General features: G+C 38.0%; 20 protein-coding genes. 4 read left to right on the top strand and 16 right to left on the bottom strand.

Annotated features, from left to right (window positions below):
• Positions 1-377 precede the first annotated feature (377 nt).
• The 4 genes from NBG71_RS15920 to acs form a co-directional block, all read right to left on the bottom strand.
• Positions 378-1,961: a phosphoethanolamine transferase gene (locus tag NBG71_RS15920; RefSeq protein WP_099659254.1), complete on the bottom strand. Its 1,584-nt coding sequence runs from the start codon at positions 1,959-1,961 to the stop codon at positions 378-380.
• A gap of 401 nt (positions 1,962-2,362) precedes the next feature.
• Entirely contained in the window at positions 2,363-4,018 is a 1,656-nt protein-coding gene (locus tag NBG71_RS15915) for a cation acetate symporter (protein ID WP_075672607.1), read from the bottom strand.
• Positions 4,015-4,326, bottom strand: coding sequence for a DUF485 domain-containing protein (locus tag NBG71_RS15910; RefSeq protein WP_075672606.1), 312 nt, complete (start codon positions 4,324-4,326; stop codon positions 4,015-4,017). The genes NBG71_RS15915 and NBG71_RS15910 overlap by 4 nt, the downstream gene beginning before the upstream one ends.
• Positions 4,327-4,485: 159 nt before the next feature.
• The gene (gene acs / locus NBG71_RS15905; protein WP_075672605.1) at positions 4,486-6,444 is read right to left on the bottom strand and encodes an acetate--CoA ligase; all 1,959 of its coding nucleotides are present in this window, start codon (positions 6,442-6,444) and stop codon (positions 4,486-4,488) included.
• A 372-nt stretch (positions 6,445-6,816) separates the two neighbouring features.
• Here acs and sodA point away from each other — a divergent pair, with 372 nt between their 5' ends.
• Together sodA and yiiM are read left to right on the top strand one after the other, a co-directional pair.
• Positions 6,817-7,440, top strand: a complete 624-nt coding sequence (gene sodA / locus NBG71_RS15900) for a superoxide dismutase [Mn] (RefSeq protein WP_075672604.1) — start codon at positions 6,817-6,819, stop codon at positions 7,438-7,440.
• 114 nt (positions 7,441-7,554) lie between these two features.
• Positions 7,555-8,229, top strand: a complete 675-nt coding sequence (gene yiiM / locus NBG71_RS15895) for a 6-hydroxyaminopurine reductase (protein ID WP_075672603.1) — start codon at positions 7,555-7,557, stop codon at positions 8,227-8,229.
• Positions 8,230-8,362: 133 nt separating this feature from the next.
• Here yiiM and trpS read toward each other — a convergent pair whose 3' ends face one another.
• The 11 genes from trpS to NBG71_RS15840 all read right to left on the bottom strand — a co-directional run bounded on the left by trpS (position 8,363) and on the right by NBG71_RS15840 (position 18,078).
• Entirely contained in the window at positions 8,363-9,391 is a 1,029-nt protein-coding gene (gene trpS, locus NBG71_RS15890) for a tryptophan--tRNA ligase (RefSeq protein WP_075672602.1), read from the bottom strand.
• Between the two features lies 1 nt (position 9,392).
• Complete coding sequence (locus tag NBG71_RS15885) at positions 9,393-10,103, bottom strand: phosphoglycolate phosphatase (RefSeq protein WP_250917008.1); 711 nt, start codon at positions 10,101-10,103, stop codon at positions 9,393-9,395.
• Positions 10,103-10,774 (bottom strand): ribulose-phosphate 3-epimerase, encoded by a 672-nt coding sequence (gene rpe / locus NBG71_RS15880; protein ID WP_075672600.1) that lies wholly within the window; start codon positions 10,772-10,774, stop codon positions 10,103-10,105. Before rpe ends, NBG71_RS15885 begins: the two co-directional genes overlap by 1 nt.
• 44 nt (positions 10,775-10,818) lie before the next feature.
• Positions 10,819-11,634: an adenine-specific DNA-methyltransferase gene (gene dam / locus NBG71_RS15875; protein WP_250917007.1), complete on the bottom strand. Its 816-nt coding sequence runs from the start codon at positions 11,632-11,634 to the stop codon at positions 10,819-10,821.
• Positions 11,635-11,716: 82 nt separating this feature from the next.
• Positions 11,717-12,646 carry an SPOR domain-containing protein gene (locus tag NBG71_RS15870; RefSeq protein ID WP_109420408.1) on the bottom strand — a complete coding sequence of 310 codons (930 nt, stop codon included), beginning with the start codon at positions 12,644-12,646 and terminating at the stop codon, positions 11,717-11,719.
• A 170-nt stretch (positions 12,647-12,816) separates the two neighbouring features.
• The gene (gene aroB / locus NBG71_RS15865; RefSeq protein ID WP_072065037.1) at positions 12,817-13,911 is read right to left on the bottom strand and encodes a 3-dehydroquinate synthase; all 1,095 of its coding nucleotides are present in this window, start codon (positions 13,909-13,911) and stop codon (positions 12,817-12,819) included.
• Positions 13,912-13,965: 54 nt separating this feature from the next.
• Positions 13,966-14,487, bottom strand: a complete 522-nt coding sequence (gene aroK, locus NBG71_RS15860) for a shikimate kinase AroK (protein WP_036914409.1) — start codon at positions 14,485-14,487, stop codon at positions 13,966-13,968.
• Between the two features lie 579 nt (positions 14,488-15,066).
• A complete protein-coding gene (gene pilQ, locus NBG71_RS15855; RefSeq protein ID WP_250917006.1) occupies positions 15,067-16,167 on the bottom strand; it encodes a type IV pilus secretin PilQ in 1,101 nt (366 codons plus the stop codon).
• On the bottom strand, positions 16,164-16,694 hold the full coding sequence (locus NBG71_RS15850) for a hypothetical protein (RefSeq protein WP_099659247.1): 531 nt from the start codon (positions 16,692-16,694) through the stop codon (positions 16,164-16,166). Before NBG71_RS15850 ends, pilQ begins: the two co-directional genes overlap by 4 nt.
• Positions 16,691-17,266: a PilN family protein gene (locus tag NBG71_RS15845; protein WP_099659246.1), complete on the bottom strand. Its 576-nt coding sequence runs from the start codon at positions 17,264-17,266 to the stop codon at positions 16,691-16,693. Before NBG71_RS15845 ends, NBG71_RS15850 begins: the two co-directional genes overlap by 4 nt.
• The gene (locus NBG71_RS15840) at positions 17,254-18,078 is read right to left on the bottom strand and encodes a hypothetical protein (RefSeq protein ID WP_075672594.1); all 825 of its coding nucleotides are present in this window, start codon (positions 18,076-18,078) and stop codon (positions 17,254-17,256) included. Before NBG71_RS15840 ends, NBG71_RS15845 begins: the two co-directional genes overlap by 13 nt.
• A 115-nt stretch (positions 18,079-18,193) precedes the next feature.
• On the opposite strand from NBG71_RS15840, the gene mrcA reads away from it, so the two are divergent.
• The gene (mrcA, locus tag NBG71_RS15835; RefSeq protein ID WP_099659244.1) at positions 18,194-20,728 is read left to right on the top strand and encodes a peptidoglycan glycosyltransferase/peptidoglycan DD-transpeptidase MrcA; all 2,535 of its coding nucleotides are present in this window, start codon (positions 18,194-18,196) and stop codon (positions 20,726-20,728) included.
• Positions 20,729-20,774: 46 nt separating this feature from the next.
• On the opposite strand, the gene nudE is transcribed toward mrcA, so the two are convergent.
• Entirely contained in the window at positions 20,775-21,326 is a 552-nt protein-coding gene (nudE, locus tag NBG71_RS15830) for an ADP compounds hydrolase NudE (protein ID WP_075672592.1), read from the bottom strand.
• 353 nt (positions 21,327-21,679) lie between these two features.
• On the opposite strand from nudE, the gene umoB reads away from it, so the two are divergent.
• Positions 21,680-23,788: a flagellar biogenesis regulator UmoB gene (gene umoB, locus NBG71_RS15825; protein ID WP_075672591.1), complete on the top strand. Its 2,109-nt coding sequence runs from the start codon at positions 21,680-21,682 to the stop codon at positions 23,786-23,788.
• The last annotated feature ends 46 nt before the right edge of the window (positions 23,789-23,834 follow it).

Raw genomic sequence — 23,834 nt, 5'->3', positions numbered from 1 at the left:
AAACGTTGTAGCGCCGATGGTAGTGTGGGGCCTCCCCATGTGAGAGTAGGGAACTGCCAGGCATTAAATAAGACGAGAAAGCCAACCCAATGGGTTGGCTTTTTTGCGTTTGGAGGTTTAGCTACTCCGAATAAAAAACTATTATTGTTGTTATATTCCTCAATAAAATAGCCACTCTTAGCGCTATTAAACCCTATTTATGGTACTTCATTGATGCGGTTATCCTTTCCTAACATCACTTAATTTGATACCTAGCATTCTGCTCTTTTCAACTCTTGTCATCTCAGATAGATCTTATTAGAAATAGATAATGAGGATATAAATACACTTTTTATTATTAAGTGTATTTCGTATTTAGATATTTTGGGGTGAAGATATTATTGTGGTTCCTGCTCTTCTGAACTTAATAAATCATAGTTTAAGAGGTTTTTATTCCCATCAATAACCGTTATTGGTGATTTAGGCTGATAGCATTCATTTAATGGTGAATGGCATTTTTGGGGTGAATTATGTTCTATCCCAAGCCAACTACTTAATAGCCAATAGTTATTTACCGTTGAATAAGGTTTATTCACTGCATCATCATTAATAATAGGTTTAATAGATAATCGGCTATACCAAATAAATAGCGGTATATCATAAGCTTCTTTTCGTGGTGTATTTACACCATGATGATAACGAACCTCTCTATTTTTATCGAGACGCTGTAAAGCGTGATCTGCAAAGTAGAGAATAGAAGCTGGCTTGTCTTTGACTCTCTCAATAATGTCATTAATTAATTTATCTGTATAAGCGATAGAGCTGTCATAGCAGTTATCATCATCTTCTTGCGTGAATTTCTTTAAATATTGATTTGGAAATCGATTACAGGCTGGTTCATGGCTACCATATGTATGTAAGATAATTAGTTTTTTCTGTGTAGAAGGTTCATTGAGAGCCTGATCTAAATAAGGAAGTAGTTCTTCATCATAACCGATAAACTCATTCCACTTTTTATTTTGAGCCATATTAGCAATGACAGAAATAACACTGGTTTTTTGATTACCTTCACCTTGGTTACTTAGCCAATATGTTTTAAATCCGGCGTGATTAGCGAGAGAAACAATATTATCAGCATAATGACTTTTATCTTGTAATTGTTCCAATCCTATATTTGAGAGTGAAATGGGTACAGAAAGAATAGTTACTGGAGCTGGAGAATAAACTCGATTGAATAGAATAAGATTACTCTTTTCTTTCATCAAATTAGGCGTTGTATCGTACTGATAGCCATAAATTCCTAGATGATCTCTACGAACTGATTCCCCAAGAATAAGAATATAAACTTCTGTATTATCATTACTTTTATTATATTGATACTCTACTTTCTGATCTGCAATTTTTCTAATTTGGCGATTTTCATGGAAGGTTCGGACAAGTGCTGCAGCATTATAAAAAGGGGTATTTAAAAGAGTATATTCTGCAAGTAATTTACTTTTCTCATCGTTTCTTAATGCTAAGTTTTTATATATTGGAATAATGGCGATTAACATAACAAATGCAATCACACTTTTTTTTGCTGTTTTTAGATCAGAGACTCGAGCCGTTTTATGAATGAGAAAATAGTAAATGGCAAAAGCACATAGGTAAAATAAGACATAGTACTTATTATAAGAGAGCATACCAACAGTTTCACTACCATTAGTATTAATAAAAGTTTCAGCAATAGATGATGAAAAAGCAATATCGTGTTCACGATGGAAAAACAGAGAAATAGAAAGATTTAAAGCCCATAATGCACTAATAATAAAGGTTATTATTTTTCCAAAAAAAGAACGATAAATACCACTACACATCAGCATAAGTAGCCAACCAATAAGAACAATATAGATTTTTTGTTCTATATACAGCGTTGAGCCACCCAATATTGCTGGTGCCATAGATAAGAAAAATAAAAGTGCGTAATGAGTTAACTGAGACATAACCTATTTAAAAACTATCACCTCTTCTTATGTAGAATAAAAAGTTAACCATTTACTTTTTGACAATACAAGCCTTGTTTGGCGGAAGTGTGTCTGAAATTGCTATTATTATGGTTATTCCTCACTATTTTGGGCTTTTTGAGTTTATTAATAAGCGATATAGCAAATAAATTATGTTTGTTTTTATTTTTAATTAATTGATTTTAATTTAATTTATCTTTCTATTTAAATAATCGTATAGATATGTAGTTAAAGCTTAAAATTATTCTAAATAAGTAAATGATAGAAATATAATCGAGATTCTTATGGTCATTGATAAAAAGGTTAAAAATGAATAACCCCAAAGTTGAAAATCACTTTGGGGTTACTTTTATTTAGAAAGATAACATTATTTCAGGCTGTTAGTGTTGTTTACCTTGTTCGATGCCTAAGCCAATTTGAGAACGAATAAATTGTGCTTGGAATTTTGCCTTCTCTTGCTCACCTAAAGATGATTTATCTGTAATAGAGAAAAGCCACGAGACAATAAAAGCAATAATTATTGAGAATAATGCTGGATATTCATAAGGATAGATAGGTTTTTCATGGCCTAAAATACTTACCCAAATTGTTGGTCCTAAAATCATCAACGTGACCGCAACTAATAGACCAGACCATCCTCCCGCTACAGCACCTCGCGTTGTAAGTCCTTTCCAATACATAGATAACAATATGATTGGGAAGTTACAGCTTGCCGCAATAGAGAAAGCTAATCCCACCATAAAGGCAATATTTTGCTTTTCAAATAAAATACCTAAACCAATAGCGACGACACCTAAGATAACTACAGTAATTTTGGATACTTTAAGCTCTTGTCTTTCATCCGCATGACCATTTTTAATTACATTGGCGTAAAGATCATGTGATACCGCAGATGCACCCGCCAAAGTTAGTCCTGCAACAACGGCTAAAATAGTGGCGAAGGCAACAGCTGAGATAAAGCCTAAGAAGAAATTACCTCCAACAGCATCTGCTAAGTGAACAGCCGCCATATTGGTTCCACCAATCAAAGCGCCAGCGGCATCTTTGAACACAGGATTAGGGCTAACGAGTAAGATAGCGCCGAAACCAATAATAAAAGTAAGGATATAGAAATAACCGATAAAACCTGTTGCATAGAAAACACTCTTACGGGCTTCTTTTGCATCGCTAACAGTAAAGAAGCGCATGATGATATGAGGAAGTCCTGCTGTACCAAACATAAGTGCAAGACCTAAAGAGAGTGCAGATATAGGATCAGAAACCAAACCACCTGGGCTCATGATAGAGAACCCTTTTGAGTGAACACTAACGGCTTCTTTAAATAAGGTGTTGAAATTAAAATCGACGGCTTTCATAACCATAACAGCCATAAAACTTGCACCTGCAAGTAATAAAATAGCTTTAATGATTTGAACCCATGTGGTGGCGAGCATGCCTCCAAATAAAACATATAGCACCATTAGAATACCGACGAGCACAACAGCAATATGGTAATTTAAGCCGAAAAGGAGTTCGATTAATTTTCCGGCACCTACCATTTGTGCAATTAGATAAAGAGCAACAACAACCAGTGATCCAACAGCAGAGAGTGTTCTAACGGGTTTAGGGCTTAAGCGATAGGAAACAACATCAGCAAAAGTATAACGCCCTAAATTACGTAAGCGCTCAGCAATGATAAAAAGAATGATAGGCCAACCAATCAGAAATCCAATTGAATAGATAAGTCCATCATAACCAGAGGTATAAACTAGTGCGGAGATCCCTAAGAAGGAGGCAGCAGACATAAAGTCACCTGCGATCGCCATACCGTTTTGAAAGCCAGTAATTTTTCCGCCAGCAGTATAGTAATCAGCACGAGAACGGGTGCGTTTAGATGCCCAATAAGTGATGTAAAGTGTTAATCCTACGAATATTAGGAACATTATAATGGCCTGAATATTCATAGGTTGTTTCTCTCCTCCTTCTGTTATTGCGCTAGCGTAAGCAATTGTTGAGGAGAGGAAAAATAAGCTTATTGCATAGAGTAACTTTCTCATTTTTCTACCTCTTCAATAATTTCAGCGGTAAGTTTGTCGAACTCTGTATTGGCTTTAATAACGTAAACGCCTGTTAATAGAAATGAGGCGATGATTAAGCCCATACCAATAGGAATACCTCGTGTAATGTAGCTTCCTTCATACAGAGGCGTGCCTAACCATTGTGGATAGAACGCAATAAGTAAAATAAATGAGACATACATAACGAGCGTAATAATTGAAAGTGTCCATGAAAAACGACTACGTTTTTTAACCAGTTCTTTAAAGCGAGGGTTGTTTTCTATCTCTTGATAAATATTGGCATTCATCAGAGTTCTCCTCTATATAATTGTTTGGTTTATCACTTGATTTAGAGGTTTCAATCCCCCGCATTTCATGATTTTTAGGTAAGAGAGCCCAGCAAAGGCATTTTCATGCCTTTGCTTTGTCGTATTACGTTTTTTTAAATGACAGCTATTTGTTGTGTATTAAGCAGTAAGTGATAGAGACTGTTTTTCTTCTAACAGTTTCTCTACAACACCCGGATCGGCGAGTGTTGAGGTATCCCCGAGGTTAGTTGTGTCGCCAGAGGCAATTTTGCGCAAGATACGGCGCATAATTTTCCCTGAACGTGTTTTAGGTAAGGAATCTGTCCAATGTAGGATATCTGGTGTGGCTATTGGTCCAATTTCTTTACGTACCCAGTTGCGAACTTCAGTGTAAAGTTCAGGTGTTGGTTCTTCACCGTGATTTAAAGTGACATAAGCATAAATAGCTTGCCCTTTAATATTGTGAGGAATACCAACTACTGCGGCTTCCGCAATCTTAGGATGTGCAACAAGAGCGGATTCAATCTCTGCTGTTCCTAAACGGTGACCTGAAATATTCAAGACATCATCAACTCGCCCTGTTATCCAATAGTCACCATCTTCATCGCGACGAGCACCGTCACCAGAGAAATACATACCTTTAAAGGTTGAGAAGTAAGTTTGTTCAAAACGATCATGATCGCCAAAAAGTGTTCTTGCTTGGCCTGGCCAAGAATCAGTAATCACTAAGTTGCCTTCACAAGCCCCTTGCTGTACTTCTCCCATATTGTCGACAATTGCTGGCTGAACGCCGAAGAAAGGGCGTGTTGCTGAACCAGGTTTTAGATCCATAGCACCTGGTAATGGGGTTATCATGAATCCCCCGGTTTCTGTTTGCCACCATGTATCAACAATAGGACATTGGCTACGCCCCATCTTCTGATAGAACCATTCCCATGCTTCTGGGTTAATAGGTTCACCTACAGAGCCTAGAATACGCAGAGAGGTGCGTTGAGTGCCTTCAATCGCCTTATCACCTTCAGCCATTAATGCACGGATTGCTGTAGGTGCAGTATATAAGATATTGATTTGGTGCTTATCAACGACCTGAGCCATACGATTAACTGATGGATAATTAGGAACACCTTCAAACATAACAGTAGTAGCACCATTTGACAGAGGGCCATACAGTAAGTAGCTGTGTCCTGTTACCCAACCTACGTCAGCGGTGCACCAATAAATATCGCCTTCATGATAATCAAAGGTGTATTTAAAGGTCATTGAAGCATAAACGAGGTAGCCTCCTGTTGTGTGCAGTACACCTTTAGGTTTACCTGTTGAGCCGGAGGTATACAGGATAAAGAGTGGATCTTCTGCATCCATAACTTCAACATCACATTCTGTGCTGACACCTTGAATGATTTCATCCCACCAAACATCACGTCCTTCAATCCATTGTTCGGTATGTCCTGTTCGACGAAATACCACAACATGATTAATAGGAGGGATATCAGCGTGATTTAAAGCATCATCAACATTTTTCTTTAAAGGGATGGCACGACCCGCACGTAATCCTTCATCAGCTGTGATCACTAATTTAGCTTTTGAATCAATGATCCTACCAGCGACAGCTTCAGGAGAGAAACCACCAAAAATAACAGAATGAATAGCTCCAATACGAGTACAAGCGAGCATAGCAACCGCTGCTTCTGGCACCATTGGCATATAAATCGCCACAACATCGCCTTTTTTAATACCTAAGTTTTTTAATACATTAGCGAACTGGCAAACATCTTGATGGAGTTGTCTGTAAGTAATTTTTTTCGACTCATTAGGTGAGTCACCTTCCCAAATAATGGCGACTTGATCTCCTCGTGTTTTAAGGTGGCGATCAAGACAGTTTTGGCTGATATTTAGCTGACCATCTTCAAACCAGCGAATGCGTACATGGCCTGGGTCAAAAGAAGTATTCTTTACCACGGTATATGGTTTTATCCAGTCAATGATTTTCCCTTTATCTGCCCAAAAGGCCTCCGGGTTTTTGATGGATAATTCATAATCTTTTTGGTATTGCTCTTTATTGATCAGGGCATGTTCTGCAATGCTTGCAGTAATATGATGTTGGTTTATTTTTGTCATAATAGTTCTCCTCACTATTGTTAATACTATGTCAAAAAGTCGTTAACAAAAGAGGGTAAATAAAGATTGTTTCTTTTTTGCGCAGAAGATCACGAATTAATGGAAATGCTTTTCATGGAATGTTCAATTAGTGCTAAAGCTAGCATGGCATTATTTATCTACTATTTTCTTGTTTAATAGGATTATCGTTTAATAGAAAGCTTTTAAATTAAAATAATATACTGTGAAAATTAATTTAACCGTGCTGGATAAAAAAACCACAAAAATAATATGGATATGATAATGATTTTCATTAACGTTTTTTTCACTATAATGAAATGAAAAGATAAATCACATGGTGTGATCCAAGATAAAACAGCACTGGAGATTAATATGAGCTATACATTACCTGCACTGCCTTATGCTTATGATGCATTAGAGCCTCACTTTGATGAGCGTACAATGGAAATTCATCATACTAAGCATCATCAAACTTATGTGAATAATACCAATACAGCATTAGAAAAATTGCCTGAGCTTGCTGGCTTAGAAATTGATGAGTTAGTTAAAAATCTTCATAAAGTCCCTGCTGATCAACGTACTTTTCTACGTAATAATGCTGGTGGTCACTCTAACCACTCATTATTCTGGAAAGGTCTGAAGCTAGGCACTCAATTACAAGGCTCACTAAAAGACGCGATTGAACGTGATTTTGGTAGTGTTGATGCTTTTAAAGAGTTATTTGAAAAAGCTGCGGCTAGCCGTTTCGGTTCTGGTTGGGCTTGGTTAGTATTAAAAGACGATGGCAAACTTGCGGTTGTTTCTACTGCAAACCAAGATAGCCCATTAATGGGTGAAGAGTTAGCTGGCGCATCAGGTTACCCAATTGTAGGGTTAGATGTGTGGGAGCATGCTTACTACTTAAAATATCAAAATCGTCGCCCTGATTATATTAAAGCATTCTGGTCAGTGGTTAACTGGGATGAAGCGCAAAAGCGTTTTCAGAGCAAGGCATAATTGAGTTAATAACTTCCTTTCTTTTTATATTTTTAATGCCGACAAATGTCGGCATTGTTTCTTTTGAACACTATCTTTACTATGAGTTATTCTTTTCTGTATAGGTAGTGAGCTATGCGTTATTTTCCTAGTGTTTTTATCGGTAATGTCACAACAACATCTAATGGATTTACCAGTGCGATCACCAAAAGGCTGGTGGATGGTCATATCAAATTAACATCACTGGGATTAGAAGGTGATGAGCAAGCAGAAAAGAGTTTTCACGGTGGCCCTGATCGCGCACTTTGTCACTATCCTAAAGAGCATTATCTTTATTGGGCTGAGCAATTCCCACAATTGACAGATTTTTTTCATGCCCCTGCATTTGGTGAAAATATCTCAACAACAGGTATGACAGAAGAGAATGTTTTTATTGGTGATATTTATCAGTGGGGAACAGCATTAATCCAAGTTACTCAACCTCGCTCTCCTTGCTATAAACTTAATACTGTGACAGAAGTCAGTAACTTTTCGCAAATTATGCAAGATAGTGGCTATTGTGGCTGGTTATATCGTGTTGTGAGTATAGGTGAAACAGGCAGTCATCATCCTCTTGTCTTGGTTTCAAGAAACAGCGATGTCTCTGTTAAAGAAGCGATTTCGATTGCTTTTCATATGCCATTCGATGAAGAGCTTTATCATCGTCTATTAAGTGCCTCAGGATTATCAGCAAGTTGGAGCAAGACTATGCAATTAAGACTGCAAAATCAAACCATTGAGAGTTTTAATCGACGGTTATTTAAAGAGTAAATAGTTAACTTATTAATAATTAATATTATTATTAATAAAAATTAGCTTGTAGTATTAAGAACCCAATAATTCCTCTTTACTAAAAAACACCTCCCTAAAAATAGGCGAGGTGTTTTTATGTATTAATGAAAAATTACGGATGTGCAATAAATCCGATTGCGTCATAAACCTTGTCTAAGGTTGCTTGAGCGCGAGCTTTGGCTTTATCAGCACCTTCTTTCATGATTTTATTGAGCAGTGCTTCATCATTACGGAAAGTGTTAAAACGTTCTTGAATGTTGGTTAGCATTTCAGATACTGCATCAGCGACAGCACCTTTTAGATGACCGTACATTTGGCCTTCAAATTCAGCTTCTAATTCAGGGATCGTTTTACCTGTAACACCCGCTAAAATATCGAGTAAGTTAGAGACACCTGCTTTGTTTTCAAGATCGTAAATAACACGAGGTGGCTCTTCTGAATCTGTCATTGCACGTTTGATCTTTTTAGCCGCTGCTTTTGGATCTTCTAGCAATGCGATAACGTTATTGCGGTTATCATCAGACTTAGACATTTTTTTAGTCGGATCTTGTAATGCCATCACACGAGCACCGCCTTTTGGAATAAAAGGATCTGGTACAGTGAAGATATCGCCATAAATAGCGTTAAAGCGCTGAGCAATATCACGGCTTAATTCAAGATGTTGTTTTTGGTCGATACCAACAGGCACTTGGTTTGTTTGGTAAATCAGAATATCCGCTGCCATTAATACAGGATAATCGAATAACCCTGCGTTGATATTTTCAGAGTGACGTGCTGATTTATCTTTAAATTGAGTCATTCGGCTCAATTCACCAAAATAGGTATAGCAGTTAAGTGCCCAGCTTAATTGTGCATGTTGTGGAACATGTGATTGAACAAAAATAGTGCTTTTTTCTGGATCAATACCACAAGCAAGATACAGAGCCAGTGTATCTAAGGTTCTTTTTCTTAGCTCTTTAGGATCTTGGCGTACTGTAATGGCGTGTTGGTCAACGATACAGTAAATGCAATCGTAATCATCTTGCATTTGTACCCATTGACGCAGTGCACCCATATAGTTTCCGATAGTTAATTCACCAGAAGGTTGTGCACCACTGAATACAATTGGCTTTTGTGCCGTTTTTTCTACTGAAGTCGTCATTTTAATTCTGTTCCACAGTTGTCATTGGCGTGATATCGAGGATAGAAAGCAAGTCAGCAAAGTTATCGAGAGTAAAATCAGGTTTGCTGTCTGCAATAGATACGCCGTAGTTATAGCCGTAGGTTAAACCTACGCAAGGGCATTCAGCCACTTGTGCTGCAATAATATCGTTGCGAGAATCCCCAACAAAAAGGAGTTCTTCCTTTTTAACACCAAACGTGCCCATTGTTAAATATAATGGTGCTGGATGCGGTTTTTTTTCTTTCACATCATCGCCACCTAACACTAAGGAAAAATATTTTTCAATTTCCAGCTGTTGTAGTAATGGTGCGATAAATGGTGTTGGTTTGTTTGTCACGATCCCCAGAGGAATATCGTGTGAAGCTAATACTTCAAGGGTTTCTTTAACGTGAGGGAATAAATCACTGCCTGTTTTGACTGAGGTTGCATAATGTTCATCAAAAAGATCACGCATCTCTTTTAATAAGGTATCAGTCACATCTTCAACACCCGCATTGTGCAAAGCGCGTGTCAGTAGCATATCCACGCCGTTTCCAACCCAAATAGTAACATTATGTTTGCCAGCTGGCGGGAAGCCTTTTGCTTTTAATGCATAGTCTGTCGCTTCTGTAAGACCAACAGCGCTGTCGGTGAGAGTGCCATCAAGATCAAAGGCGATAGCACGGATACCTTTGAGTTTTTTATCTGTCATTACGATACCTTTTCTAATTCACGGCGCATATTGTCGATAACATGCTTATAGTCTGGCTGATTGAAAATAGCAGAGCCTGCAACAAACATATCAGCGCCAGCTTGCGCTATTTCAGCAATATTATCGACTTTGACACCGCCATCAATTTCTAAACGAATGTCATAACCACCATCATCAATCATCTTACGAACTTGGCGTAATTTATCGAGGGTATTAGGAATAAATGATTGCCCACCAAAGCCTGGGTTAACAGACATCAGCAGAATAAGATCCAATTTATCCATAACATAGTCGAGATAGTTTAATGGGGTTGCTGGATTAAGCACTAAGCCTGCTTTACAACCACAATCTTTGATTAATTGAATAGTACGATCGACGTGGTCACTGGCTTCAGCGTGAAATGAGATATAAGTTGCGCCCGCTTTTGCAAAATCGGGGATGATACGGTCAACGGGTTTAACCATTAGATGAACATCAATAGGTGCTGTAATACCGTAGTTACGCAGAGCCTTACAAATTGGCGCACCAAATGTCAGATTAGGAACATAGTGGTTATCCATAACATCGAAGTGGACAACATCTGCACCTGCTGCGAGCACTTTTTCAGTATCTTCACCAAGGCGAGCAAAATCAGCGGATAAAATAGAAGGGGCAATCAGAAAATCTTTCATCGCATTCTCCAGACAACACTCCCATTGTCGGGAGGTGTTAACGATTATTTATATAAGGCAAGTAATTCGTTCACTTTGCTACGACCGAGTGTGTTGCTACTAATTGTTCTTCTGACTTTCACACTGTGTAGCTCTTTTGCGTCTACATACCACTCTTTTGTTAACGCAGTCTCATGATTTGATATTAACACGGGTATCTGTCTCTCGTAAGCCAGCATTGAGGCAAGTTGAGCCAGATGTTCCTGCTCTTGAAAACTAAAGCTATTTGTATGGTATGACGTAAAATTTGCAGTCGGTGATAATGGTGCATAAGGAGGATCGCAATAAACAACGGCGCCTTTTTCTGCATTTGTCATAGTTGATGAATAGCTTTGGCAAACAAATTCGGCTTTTTGGGCTTTTTCAGAAAACCAGATTAGCTCTGCTTCAGGAAAATAAGGTTTTTTATAACGACCAAAAGGGACGTTGTATTCACCTTTTGAATTATAACGACACAGCCCATTGTAGCAATGACGGTTAAGATAGAGAAATAACACACTACGCTGATAAGCGTCCGTTGAACGATTAAATTCTTGTCGTAGCTGATAAAACTCTTCTGCGATATTCATTTGAGGGATAAATAATAAGCGGGCATCCTTCATAAATTTTTCAGGATGTTGCTTTACCGTATTATAGAGATGAATTAGATCACTATTTATATCGGCAAGAATATATGAATCGTATTCTGTATTCAAAAAAACAGAACCGGCACCCATAAAAGGTTCAATTAAACAATTACCCTCAGGCAGATGACGTTTAATGTCATCTACCAAAGGATATTTACCACCAGCCCATTTTAGGAATGCGCGTTTTTTTTTCATGCCGTCCAAATTTCTCAATCGTTTCAGAGTCGCCGATTGTACTCTGTTTCAGACAGCATATCAGCGGTGAACTTCGTCTTAATTATTTTTTTAGATCCTGATGAACATGTTTCATCGGTCTAACCCAAGGTTGTTTTGCTTGTACTGGCGCTGGTAAAGAAGAAACGGCCTGTTTGGCTTCGCTTATATTACGATAATTTCCATAGATGAGTACATACCATGGATTACCATTACGCTGTGTTTTGTAAATAGCGTAGTTTCCATTGAGGTTCTTTTTAGCGAAAGCCTCTAAGGTATCTTGGCGACTTGCGCCACTTAATTGCAATGTATAGTTAGTGGCAGGAATAGCATTTAAATTACCTGCTGATAATGAACCTGAAACAACAGGTTTAGTCGTTGTTGGTTTAGGTTGCGTTGTTGCTGGTGGTGTCACTGGTTTTGTCGGTGGTGTTTTTACTTCAGCCGGTTTTTGTACAGGTTTGGTGACAGGAGGTTGTGTAACAGGCTGTACCGGTTTTGGTTGTTGAGCATTTAACTGCTGACTAGTCGCTTGATTAATACCCGATTGTTGTTGATTTAATGAATCAACGATATCTCCAGGGATCTCAACTCGTTGACCTTGCGAATCAATCATTGAAGGTAAATTTTGTGAAGGTGGTGTCACTGGCTGTATATCTTGCCCAGAAATAGATTGAGGTGTTGATAGCTGACCATTTTCTGAAGGCGTAACGGATGACGGTTGTTGAGACAGATCGATATTTCTTTCTGTATTGGTCGGAGATGTAGGTTCAGTTGTTTCTGGTGATTTTAATGCTGAACTTATTGCGATAATTAGTAGAATAAGGACTAAAACACCTACACCAATCATCATCTGTTGACGGGATACAGAGAATCGTGCGTTTTTTAATGGATTGCTACGAGGTCGGTTAGTTCGACGTTCAGGTCTATCCGATGTATCAGGTTTGAGTGAATTATCACCCTTGGTTTCATTGTCAGGTTTGAACTCGTCCATTATGCCCTCCGTCAGAGCGTCAAAAAGCGAAAAATATTCTATTCAGCCTTAGCCATTACCTCATAGTATAAGGATGAAACGCTTTTTCTGAAACGTTGCATTTGACAATATTAACCAGAATTTTCCTTAAATGAATATTCTGGTTTATTTCTTGTCAGGTAATGGGATGCTTAATTTGCATTAATGCAAGATGTTATCGCTTTGTGGACTTGTTCGCGAGTAATATCGGCACGCAATTCAGATTGGCCGATACCTTTTGGTAAAACAAGGTGTAATTTGCCGCCAGATACCTTTTTATCTCTCATCATATGAGGTAAATAGTCATCAGGTGTCATTTCAATAGGGCCATTGACGGGGAGATTGGCTTTCTCAAGCAATTGAATAACACGTTGAGTCTCTTCTTCCGTGAATTGACCAAGCGCTTGAGATGTTCTTGCCGCCATTACCATACCTGCGGCAACGGCTTCACCATGCAACCAAACACCATATCCCATATGAGCTTCGATAGCGTGTCCATAAGTATGGCCAAGGTTGAGTAGTGCGCGTAAACCACTTGTTTCTTTTTCATCAGCAGCCACGACGTCAGCTTTTAGTTCACAGCAACGACGGATACAAAATGCCATGGCTTTAGGATCAAGAGCCAAGAGTTTATCAATATTATTTTCAAGCCAGATAAAAAAGTCTTTATCTAAAATGATGCCATATTTAATAACTTCAGCTAAACCCGATGAAAGTTCACGAGGCGGTAATGTGGCTAGACAATCGAGATCGATAACAACAGAAGCGGGCTGATAAAACGCACCAATCATGTTTTTGCCAAGAGGGTGATTAACTGCAGTTTTGCCACCAACAGAAGAATCTACTTGAGATAACAGTGTGGTTGGTACTTGGATAAAGCGAACACCGCGTTGATAACTTGCAGCGGCAAAACCCGTTAGATCACCAATAACCCCACCGCCTAATGCGATAAGTGTTGTATCTCGATTGTGATTTTTTTCTAATAATGCAGTAAAGACATCATTCATGATCTCAAGCGATTTATATTGTTCACCATCAGGTAAAATCACGCTATCAACCAAAACACCCTGTTTTTTTAAGGTGTCTGTTACCTTTTCTAAATAGAGTGGAGCAAGCGTCACGTTTGTGACTATCATAACTTGCTGCCCTGATTTTAAAGGTAAAAAGGTATCTTCTTGATGAAAAAGGCCAGAAGCAATGGTAATGGGATAGCTTCTTTCACCTAATGTGACAGTGATTTTTTCCATAACAGTGGCCTTCTTCTTGTTGTCTTTACTTAACCTTGTAAATAGCTGAATTTATTAGTTTTGTTCTAATAATTCAATTATTTGATTGGCTACAATTTTTGCACTCTGATCATCAGTATGAATAGTGATGTCAGCAATCTCTTCATAAAGAGGATTACGTTCTTCAGCTAATGTCTCTAATACATCGCGCACAGGTTCAACACCTTGCAATAAAGGACGTTTTTTATCACGTTGGGTACGAGCGAGTTGTTTTTCAATATTGGTTTCTAAATAAACAACCACACCACGTGCAGATAGTCTGTTACGGGTTTCTCGCGATTTCACCGAACCCCCACCTGTAGCAAGTACAATGCCTTGTTTTTCAGTAAGTTCGTTGATTATTTTCTCTTCTCGTTGACGGAAGCCTTCTTCGCCTTCAACATCAAATACCCAACCTACATCCGCACCTGTACGCCGCTCAATTTCCTGATCGGAATCATAAAACTCCATACTAAGTTGTTGAGCTAACTGACGACCAATAGTGCTTTTGCCGGCACCCATAGGCCCAACCAGAAAGATATTACGTTTCTCTGCCATGTTTTTGGTATTACTAAGATATTCGTTAATGATAACCCGCCCCGCCAAATTCATTCAGCGACGGGACCTAAACTGAAATTTATGAGTGTTTATCTAATTCACACCTGATAACATTTGTTATCTACTCTCATAATAAGACTGAGTTCTTTCAGTAGATCGCTATAAAATAACCACATGCTGTCATAAACGACAACATAGGATAAAAATCCCTTTGCCCACAGTACATAACAAAAACTACTAAAAAAGTAATTATCTTTGTTGGCAACGCGGAGATTCTAACACAATTTAGTCGGAAAACCGCATCTGATAATATTGTCTTTTTCGTCATCAATCGATCAATATTACATATAAAAAGCCCTACCTCCAAGAATAGAGGAAGTGCATAAAATGTATCCGTATTTTTATTGTGATGTTTCAGGTTCACTCAAATTAGCTAACCCTTGTAAGCTAAATCGTCCTCATCGTCAAATCTATAAATACTGATTATAAGAAAAAACAATGAATAACTCTAAGTTTAATCCTAGTAAAAAACATATAGTGCTTTGTATTTTATGATAAAAATATTTATCGCATAAAAAATTAGATTAATTTGGGTGTAATAAAAATAACCAATTCATGGCGACTGTGTTGATCTCTTTTATGACTGAAAAGTACCCCTAATAATGGAATTGAGGATAATAAAGGGATCTTTGCCGTGTGTTCTTGCTGTTTTTGTTGAAATATTCCTCCTAACATAATGGTTTCTCCGTCACGAATAGTCACTTCTGTGCTGATCTCTTGTTTATCGATAGATAGATGTTCACTTCCACCTTGAACAAGTGCAATACCCGGTGTGTTTTGACTAATTTTAAGTATTAATCTTATCTTTTTATTTCTTTGGATCATGGGTGTTACCTCCATACCCAAGACAGCCTCTTTAAATTGAACTCGTGTCATTTCATTATCCCTACTGACATAGGGGATCTCCGTTCCTTGTTTGATGGATGCTGTTTTTTCATGAGCAGTCATTAGCCGTGGACTTGCAATAATAGATAACTGTTTTTCTTGCTCTAACGCGCTTAATTCAAGCTCTAATAGACGTCCATTAATTCTGGCAATATTAAATGCAATATAGTGAAGGGGATTTTTGGTGTTTTGATGGAGTGATAAAGCAGAAAGTGAAGGGGTTGATAACGTTGAATTAAGCGAAGAGGTTGTTGGAATAGCATTAGGTGTTGTAGATGCGTTTTCGGTTTGTGTTTTTAATGCTTGTAATCCCCATTGAGTGCCTAATTCATTTAAAGCATCCTGACTGCTACTCACAATATGTGCGGTGATATGAACTTGTTGTTGGGGAGTATCCCGTAATTTTAACCAATCCTCAATTTCAGACAGTGTCTTACTATTATCAACTATAGAAAGGCTATTTGATTCACTATCTACAATAACGCGTCCCTGCTGACTAAGTAATGGAATGGTATGATTACTTAGTTGTTCACCTAATTTATCAGCATCAGCATAATTTAAAGAATAAAGTTGGTGATATAATTTTTCGGGTTGTTCTGTGATTGATGTTTGCTCTTCAATAAAGGTGGATGATATTTTTTCATCATCGCTATTCTCAGGAAAGAAGGGATCTCTGGTATGAGCCCAAATGTTGGTTGTCATACATAAGATGACAATTAAAATTCCTATCTTCATGATATATCACCTTGTATTGCGCTAGGATAACTTAGCTCCGTAAGGCTCATTTGTACTGAAATTAAATGGGTTTCTATTGGAACAATATTCAGAGAAATAAGCGCTAAGCTCGTTTGATTAAGATATTCCAATAGTGTTAAAAACTGTGAGTAAGACAAAGTAAAAGTCAGTTTATATAAAGAGTTAGGCATGACTTCCCAAATCTCTGGTATAAAGTGATAAGTCATCAGTAAGCGTTGTAATTGCTCACTAACTGGTGAGCTATTTAATGGGATGTCATAATCTATTTGCTGTGTGATCAGTGAATTAATAGAAGGCATTGTCTCTAACGTATTTTGATGGTGATTAATGCGCTTTAGTCTTTGTGCCATTTCTATATGTTGTTGAGTTATCTCTTGTTGGTAATCTGTGTAGATAAAGAGGTAATAAAATAGAAAGGCAATAAAAGGTATAATTAAGCTCAGTAAAGTGAGTTTCCACTTAGGTAAAAATGCAATAAATAACAACCATTGTGTATTTATTTTCATTGGCTTCCCTTATCTTCTTCATTTTCGTACCCTCGACCTTGTTCCTCTGATTTTCCGTTTAAATATACTTCTGTATAAGACGGATTAGCTTTGCTTTGTTTTAAATAACTCAATGTTAAAGAGGATAAAATAGGGTGACTTTTAAGGTTGGTAATAAAGGAGAGTGATTGTGTATTGGGGAGAGTGAGATACAGGGAGCGTTGATTATCTGCTTCATTATAGTGGCTAATCCAACCTGCTGAAGGAAGATGCGTTTCGATAGCTCGAAAGAAGCGAATGTAATGTAAATAGCGCAGCCAGTTTTGATAATAGAGTGAATAATTTTGATAGTGTAAAAGTGTCTGTTTTCTTTGTTCTTGATATATATCGAGCTGTTTTAGTAATAAATCTTCTTGTTGTTGTGTTTGACGTTGTTGCGTTGTTATGAGCGTTCGCTTTTGTGTCAGATGGTAAGTGTAATAGCTACAAATAACGAAAGTGATTGTGACCAATGATAGCGTTTGAGAAAGCCATAACAATGCTTTCTGTCTAAATAACCTGTGACGCCAAGGTAGGTAATTTACTTGATACATAACACCTCTTCAGGGCGTAATGCCAAACCCAAAGCAATAAGTGGAATGAGATCTTTATTTGACGTTATTTTAAATAAGTCGTGGGAATGATTGGGCCAAATAGGCATTAACTGGTTAAAATATTCCTCATTATCACCCGTTAAGTAACAGTGCTCTAATGACCAATGATATTTTTCTATTAACTGGTCAATACATGCTTGTTGTTCTTGTTGGTTTTCATAGGCGAGAGAGCCGTAATGGGGCATATTTTCATCAGATGATACCCAAAGTAGCATTTTGTTTTTACAGTATAAAAGTGGATCTTGAGGTGAGATATCAAGGTAAGTTGCTAAGTAGCGTAGTGCACATGCAGGGGTATCAATTGCAGTTATTGTTAAGTTTATTCGAGAAAATAAGTCAATATATTTATCTAAAATTGGTTTATGGCACAGATGAATAGCGAGTTTCCCTTTATTTTGCCGATAATCAAAATTAACAGGGATTTTCGTGTTTTGTGTGTAAGATGTGGCTCGTAGTTGCGCTAACCGATAACATGCTGCTGATGTAAGGGAAATAGCATGAGGTAGTGGGATAATTTGATAATTTTCATAAATATCCGGTAGAGAAAGCGTAACATTATTAACAGAGGGTAATTTTTTACGCCAATCAATTAGGATTTTTCTTAATTTTATATCATCCAAATCGTCATTAAGAGGTAAAGGGAATTGCCAAAATGCACTGATCTTCCATTGATTATTCTGCTGAAATACCAAAACTGCATTGATATGATGAGTGTTAATTTCAATACCAATCTGGTAATTGTGTGTTTCCATAAATGATATCCATATCTATTGATGAGTAATTGCCTATTTTCAAAGAGGCGTTACCTTTATACTACGTACTGTTTGTTTATAAACTGCCCAATTCACACTACATGGGAAATTTAAGGTGAAGTTCTTAAAATATTTTTTCATCTTCGTTTTTGCTTGCATAATTTTGGGAGGAGCCTCGATATACGGTATGTATAAGTATGTTGAGCCTCAGTTACCCGATGTCGCGACATTAAAAGATGTTCGTTTACAAACCCCTATGCAGGTATTTAGTGCAGACGGAGAGTTAATCGCGCAATACGGCGAAAAACGTCGTTTACCGCTAACATTGGAGGAGATGCCTCCTCAACTTATTAATGCCTTTATCGCAACAGAAGATACTCGTTTTCGTGAACATCACGGTATTGACCCTATTGGGATCACTCGTGCTGTTGTCGTGGCATTAACATCAGGACAAGCCTCTCAAGGCGCAAGTACCATCACGCAACAATTAGCTCGAAATTTCTTTTTAACACCTGAAAAGAAATTAATGCGAAAAATTAAAGAGGCCTTTTTGGCGATCCGCATTGAGAAAGAGCTGACTAAAGATGAAATTTTAGCGTTGTATCTAAATAAAATTTATCTAGGTAACCGTGCTTACGGTGTGGGTGCTGCAGCTTATGTTTACTTTGGTAAAAGTGTTCATGAGCTTAGTCTAAATGAAATGGCAGTGATTGCTGGTTTACCAAAAGCGCCATCGACACTTAATCCGCTCTATTCTTATGATCGTGCTTTAAAACGTCGTAATGTCGTTTTACAGCGTATGTATGAAGAGAACTATATCACTCGTGCACAGTATGAAAGTACAAGAGCAGAGCCGATAGTTGCTAAATACCATGCACCGCAAATTGATTTCTCCGCACCTTATCTAACAGAAATGGTGAGAATGGAGATGTATGAGCGCTATGGTGAAAATGCTTATACAGATGGCTATAAAATCTACACTACGGTTGTGCGTAAAGATCAACTAGCAGCAGAAAAAGCGTTGCGTGACAATGTTATCGACTACGATATGCGTCATGGTTACCGAGGTGCTCAAGAAGTTTTATGGAGTGAAGGGCAAACGCCATGGGATAACGAAGCTATCAACAAGAAATTAAAAGGGATCCAAACTTATGGTCCTTTAATTCCGGCTGTTGTGTTATCCGCGGATGCTAAAGAAGCCAAAGTTATCTTAAAAACGGGTGACAACATTACGCTAGATTTAAAAGCAGTTCGTTGGGCTCGTAAATTTATTTCTGACACCGCTCAAGGTGCAACACCGACAAAAGTTGATGCCGTTGTCCATGTCGGTGAGCAAATTTGGGTACGCCAAAATAATGAAAATAACTGGGTATTAGCGCAACTTCCGGGTGTTAATGCTGCATTTGTTGCATTAGACCCAATCAACGGAGGGATTATTGCGCTTGTTGGCGGTTTTGATTTTGAGATCAGTAAATTTAACCGAGTTTCTCAATCTTTACGCCAAGTCGGTTCAAACATTAAACCTTTCTTATATGCTGCGGCGTTAGATAAAGGGTTGACGTTATCAACACTGCTTAATGATTTACCTATTAGCCGTTGGGATGCTGGGGCAGGAACAGATTGGCGCCCTAAAAATTCACCGCCAACTTACGCAGGTCCTATTCGTTTACGTCAAGGTTTAGGTCAGTCTAAAAACGTAGTGATGGTACGTGCAATGCGCGCAATGGGTGTGGATTATGCTGCTGATTATCTATTACGTTTTGGTTTCCCTAACCAAAATATTGATAGAACAGAATCTTTAGCATTAGGATCACCATCATTTACACCAATGCAAATGGTACGAGGGTTTGCTGTTATGGCAAATGGTGGATATCTCATTGAACCTTACTATATCCAACGTATTGAAAATGCTGATGGTGAAGAGCTGTTTACTGCAAAACCAAAAGTAGCCTGCCCAGATTGTACTGATATCCCTGTTATTTACGGCGATACTATGCGTTCTATTGCATTATCTGATGACTATATGGAAAACATTGCTCAATCTCATCAGTCTCAGTCTGTCAATGTAGCTCCTGACATTGAATTAGAACAAGCACCATTGGCTGAGACTGTAAAAGAAAGCCCTTATGCACCACACGTTATCAGTACACCACTGGCTTACTTAATGCATGATGCATTAAGAACAAACCTTGTAGGTGAACCGGGATGGTCTGGTACAGGTTGGCGAGCTGTTCGTGATCTTAAACGCCAAGATATTGGTGGTAAGACAGGAACAACAAACAGCTCTAAAGATGCGTGGTTCTCTGGATATGGCGCCAATATTGTTGCTACCGCTTGGATTGGCTTTGATGACAGTAGCCGCAACTTAGGTAGGACTGCGGCTAGTGGCGGTGAAGCGGGTGCTAAAACAGCACAACCTATTTGGAACGACTTTATGAAAGTGGCTCTCGATGGTGTACCAGTGAGTATGATGCCTGTACCACAAGGTGTCGTGGCTGTTCAAATTGATAGAAAAACAGGAAAGCTGGCGGGCGATGGTGCTTCAATGAAAGAATATTTTATTGATGGAACCCAACCGACAGAAAGAGCAAAAAATGAAGTAGGAACTCAGATTTTTGAGGATAATGGCGAATCTAACGAGTTATTCTAATTAATCGAAAATAAAAACCGGATGTCAAAGTCCGGTTTTTTATTATCTATTTATTATGTAATAGATAGCGGTGTGCAAAGAAGAGAGCACTGACGCTGCGAGCTTCAGTGAAGTCTGGATGGTCGAGTAAGTCCATCATTTTTGCGATAGGCCAACGTATTTGAAGCAGTGGTTCAGGTTCATCACCTTCAAGTTGCTCTGGATAAAGATCATGTGCAATAACAATGTTCATTTTGCTAGAAAAGTAAGACGGTGCCATAGAAAGCTTTGCAAGCTCTATTAATGAGTGAGCACCATAGCCAATTTCTTCTTTTAGTTCGCGGTTCGCGGCTTGTAGGGCATTTTCACCAGGATCGATAGCGCCTTTGGGAAAACCAAAATCGTAATTTTCGATACCTACGGCGTATTCACGAATAAGAATAAGATGGTCATCAATAATAGGAACAATCATAACGGCTTCACGATTAGCAGGTTTCATTCGCTCATAAGTACGCTTTTCTCCGTTACTAAACTCTAGATTAACGGATTGGATCTGAAATAATCGAGAACGGGCGATGTTATCAACGTTTAATATATTGGGTTTTTTTAGTTTTTTCATAACAGCCCCTGGCAGAATAGAGATTAACCTGAATTTAACACATTAATGACAAAATAAATCTAACAATTAGATTTAGCTTTTAAAGGAAAATTGAGTACACTCCGCTATCAAATCTTGTTATTTATTGATTTTTTGAGAATATTATTATTTATTGATTCGCTATTTTACCCGAAGATAGCATTGTTAGCAGATATAAACTTGATAAGAGATATAAATTATAACGCGACAACAAGAATATAATCTATTGTATTTAAATAAAAAATAGAACAAAAGAATAGGAATTGCCTTATGTTAGGCAGGGTTTTAAATTTGTTATTGTTACTACGCAGCATCAGTATAAGCATGGGGAAAAAATGAGATTATCAGTCATTATATTGGCTATCTTTATGATAAGCCTATTTATAATGGCCGCCTTTCTATTCTTTAAAAGAAGGCGGCTTGATGGCTCACATCATCTCCCATCTTTAGCTAAACCTACTTATCGCAAGCTCACTTCTGATGACTATGGGCTTATTAGTGATTATTTATCTTATTTTGGCACATCTGATTTCTCTTCTGGCTATTCATTACAAAACTTCCCCGACATGCCAATTAAAGGTGAAGTCGTTACTACATTAAGAAATATCGTTAATCGCTTTGCGGGCTCTAGTGAAGGATTAAATCATTGGCGTTACTATATTGATGCCGTAGAAATTCATATTCCCCCACTGCTTGTTCCTTATCTTCAGCAAGAAAACGTTCTTGATGTTGTCTGCACCCCTTCGATCCCCATCGTGGTTGGTGTGAATGGCCATTTCTTAAAAGATGAAAAAATTCATTTTTCTGCTTTAAGTTTAAAGCAGCTTTCTGAGCCTATATTGGCAAATGGTTCATCAACAATTCAAAAGAACGAAGGTGATGCTGCTCACTTATTACAAATCAGAGAAGAAACAAACGAAGAATATCGATTACATAACTCATCTGGTTTTTGGGATGGCTCTTTTGTTTGTCTTGGGTTGACGCTGTGCTTAACAGCCTTAATGATGCCTCAAGTTTTTCTTCCTTGGATCCTAGCTACCGGTGGTGCTTTTTTGGCTGTTGGTGTTTTTCTGATCCACAATCCTTTAATCAAGCCACGTAAACAAGAAATCCACTGCTTTAAGGGGCGTTTAAAGCGTTGGGGGCTTTTTGGCAACTTTGATCATGGACAGGTAAAAAATGTTTCTTTAGGGGGGATTGATCTCGTTTATCCGCCTCATTGGGAGCCTTATATTCAAAGTGATATTGATAAGGTAACTTATTTAGAAATGTATCCAAATCATCATGTAGTAAAGCAAGGAAACTACCTTTCATTGCATGATGAAGAGAAAAATTATCCATATAAACGCTATATTAAAAATATTATCTTCGTTTTTTGGAGCCTGTTTATTATTGGCATGTTGTATCTTTATCAACCTCTTTCTCTTTCAATGAAACTCAGTTTTTCATGGTTTAAAGATACAGAACCTCATTTAGTCACTAATTTTACTGAGTTAGAAACAACGGATTTGCATGTAGGAGACATTATTCAAGCGAAAGGGGTTGGGATGTGTTACATGCCACCTAATTTATCAAGTAAGAATAATAAAACTATTTTTGCACCTTTTGATTGTTCAGGAATTTACTGGAATAACAGTAATCCAATGCCAATGCCTGAATCGAGCACGATAGAAAAAGCTGCCGCATTATTGCATATGGTTGAAGAACAATTACATCCCGTTTCTAATAACCGAGTTAACCCGAGTTTAGGCCAAGCGATTACTAAGTCCGGGATGAATCTGTTAGATAATTTTGATGGCATTGTGTTGAAAACACAGGATTTATGCCCAAGAGAAAATGAGTGTATTCGCCTTAAAATGGCGTTAGTTAACTTAAGTAATGTCAATGATTGGGCTGCATTAGTTCAACGAGCTGAAAGTGGTAAATTAACTGGAACCAATGTTTTATTACGTGCTGTGAGTGCTGAGGCCTTGGAAAAGCTTATCGACACCACCACATCTTCTTTTATCTACCGAGAAATAGATAAAGCCGCAATACTGCTAAACAGTCCTCCACCGGGTGGCGTGCTGTTAATCAGTGATGAAAGAAAACAGCTTGTTGATTACGCTTCAAGTTCAAACTCCGTGTTTGAGCCTACTCCGTTAGAACAGTGGCGCGAACTACAACGTTTATCCGATATTTTATTACATACACCTTTTGATACAGGTGGCGTAATAACCGGCATGGTTATTGATGCGAATGGCACATTACAGATATTTTTACATAGCCTGCCCGATTCAATGACAATGTTATATTACATCGGGAATACGTTATTATTGTTTATCGCTATTGGGTTCTTAATATTGAACCTATTTCTTATCATCCGGCGTCGGCGACAAAATAACCAACGCATGAATAAAATCAGTCTCTACTATGAGCACTGTTTTTATCGCCCTCCTCAGTAAGTCCCTTGTTGTGGAAGGCTATGTGTTTACACTATCGCCTTCATAA

Source organism: Proteus sp. FZP2095 (assembly GCF_023701425.1).
Classification (GTDB): domain Bacteria; phylum Pseudomonadota; class Gammaproteobacteria; order Enterobacterales; family Enterobacteriaceae; genus Proteus; species Proteus cibarius.
Note: the sequence above shows the minus strand (reverse complement) of the source record. Positions and strands in the feature narration are given on the sequence as shown.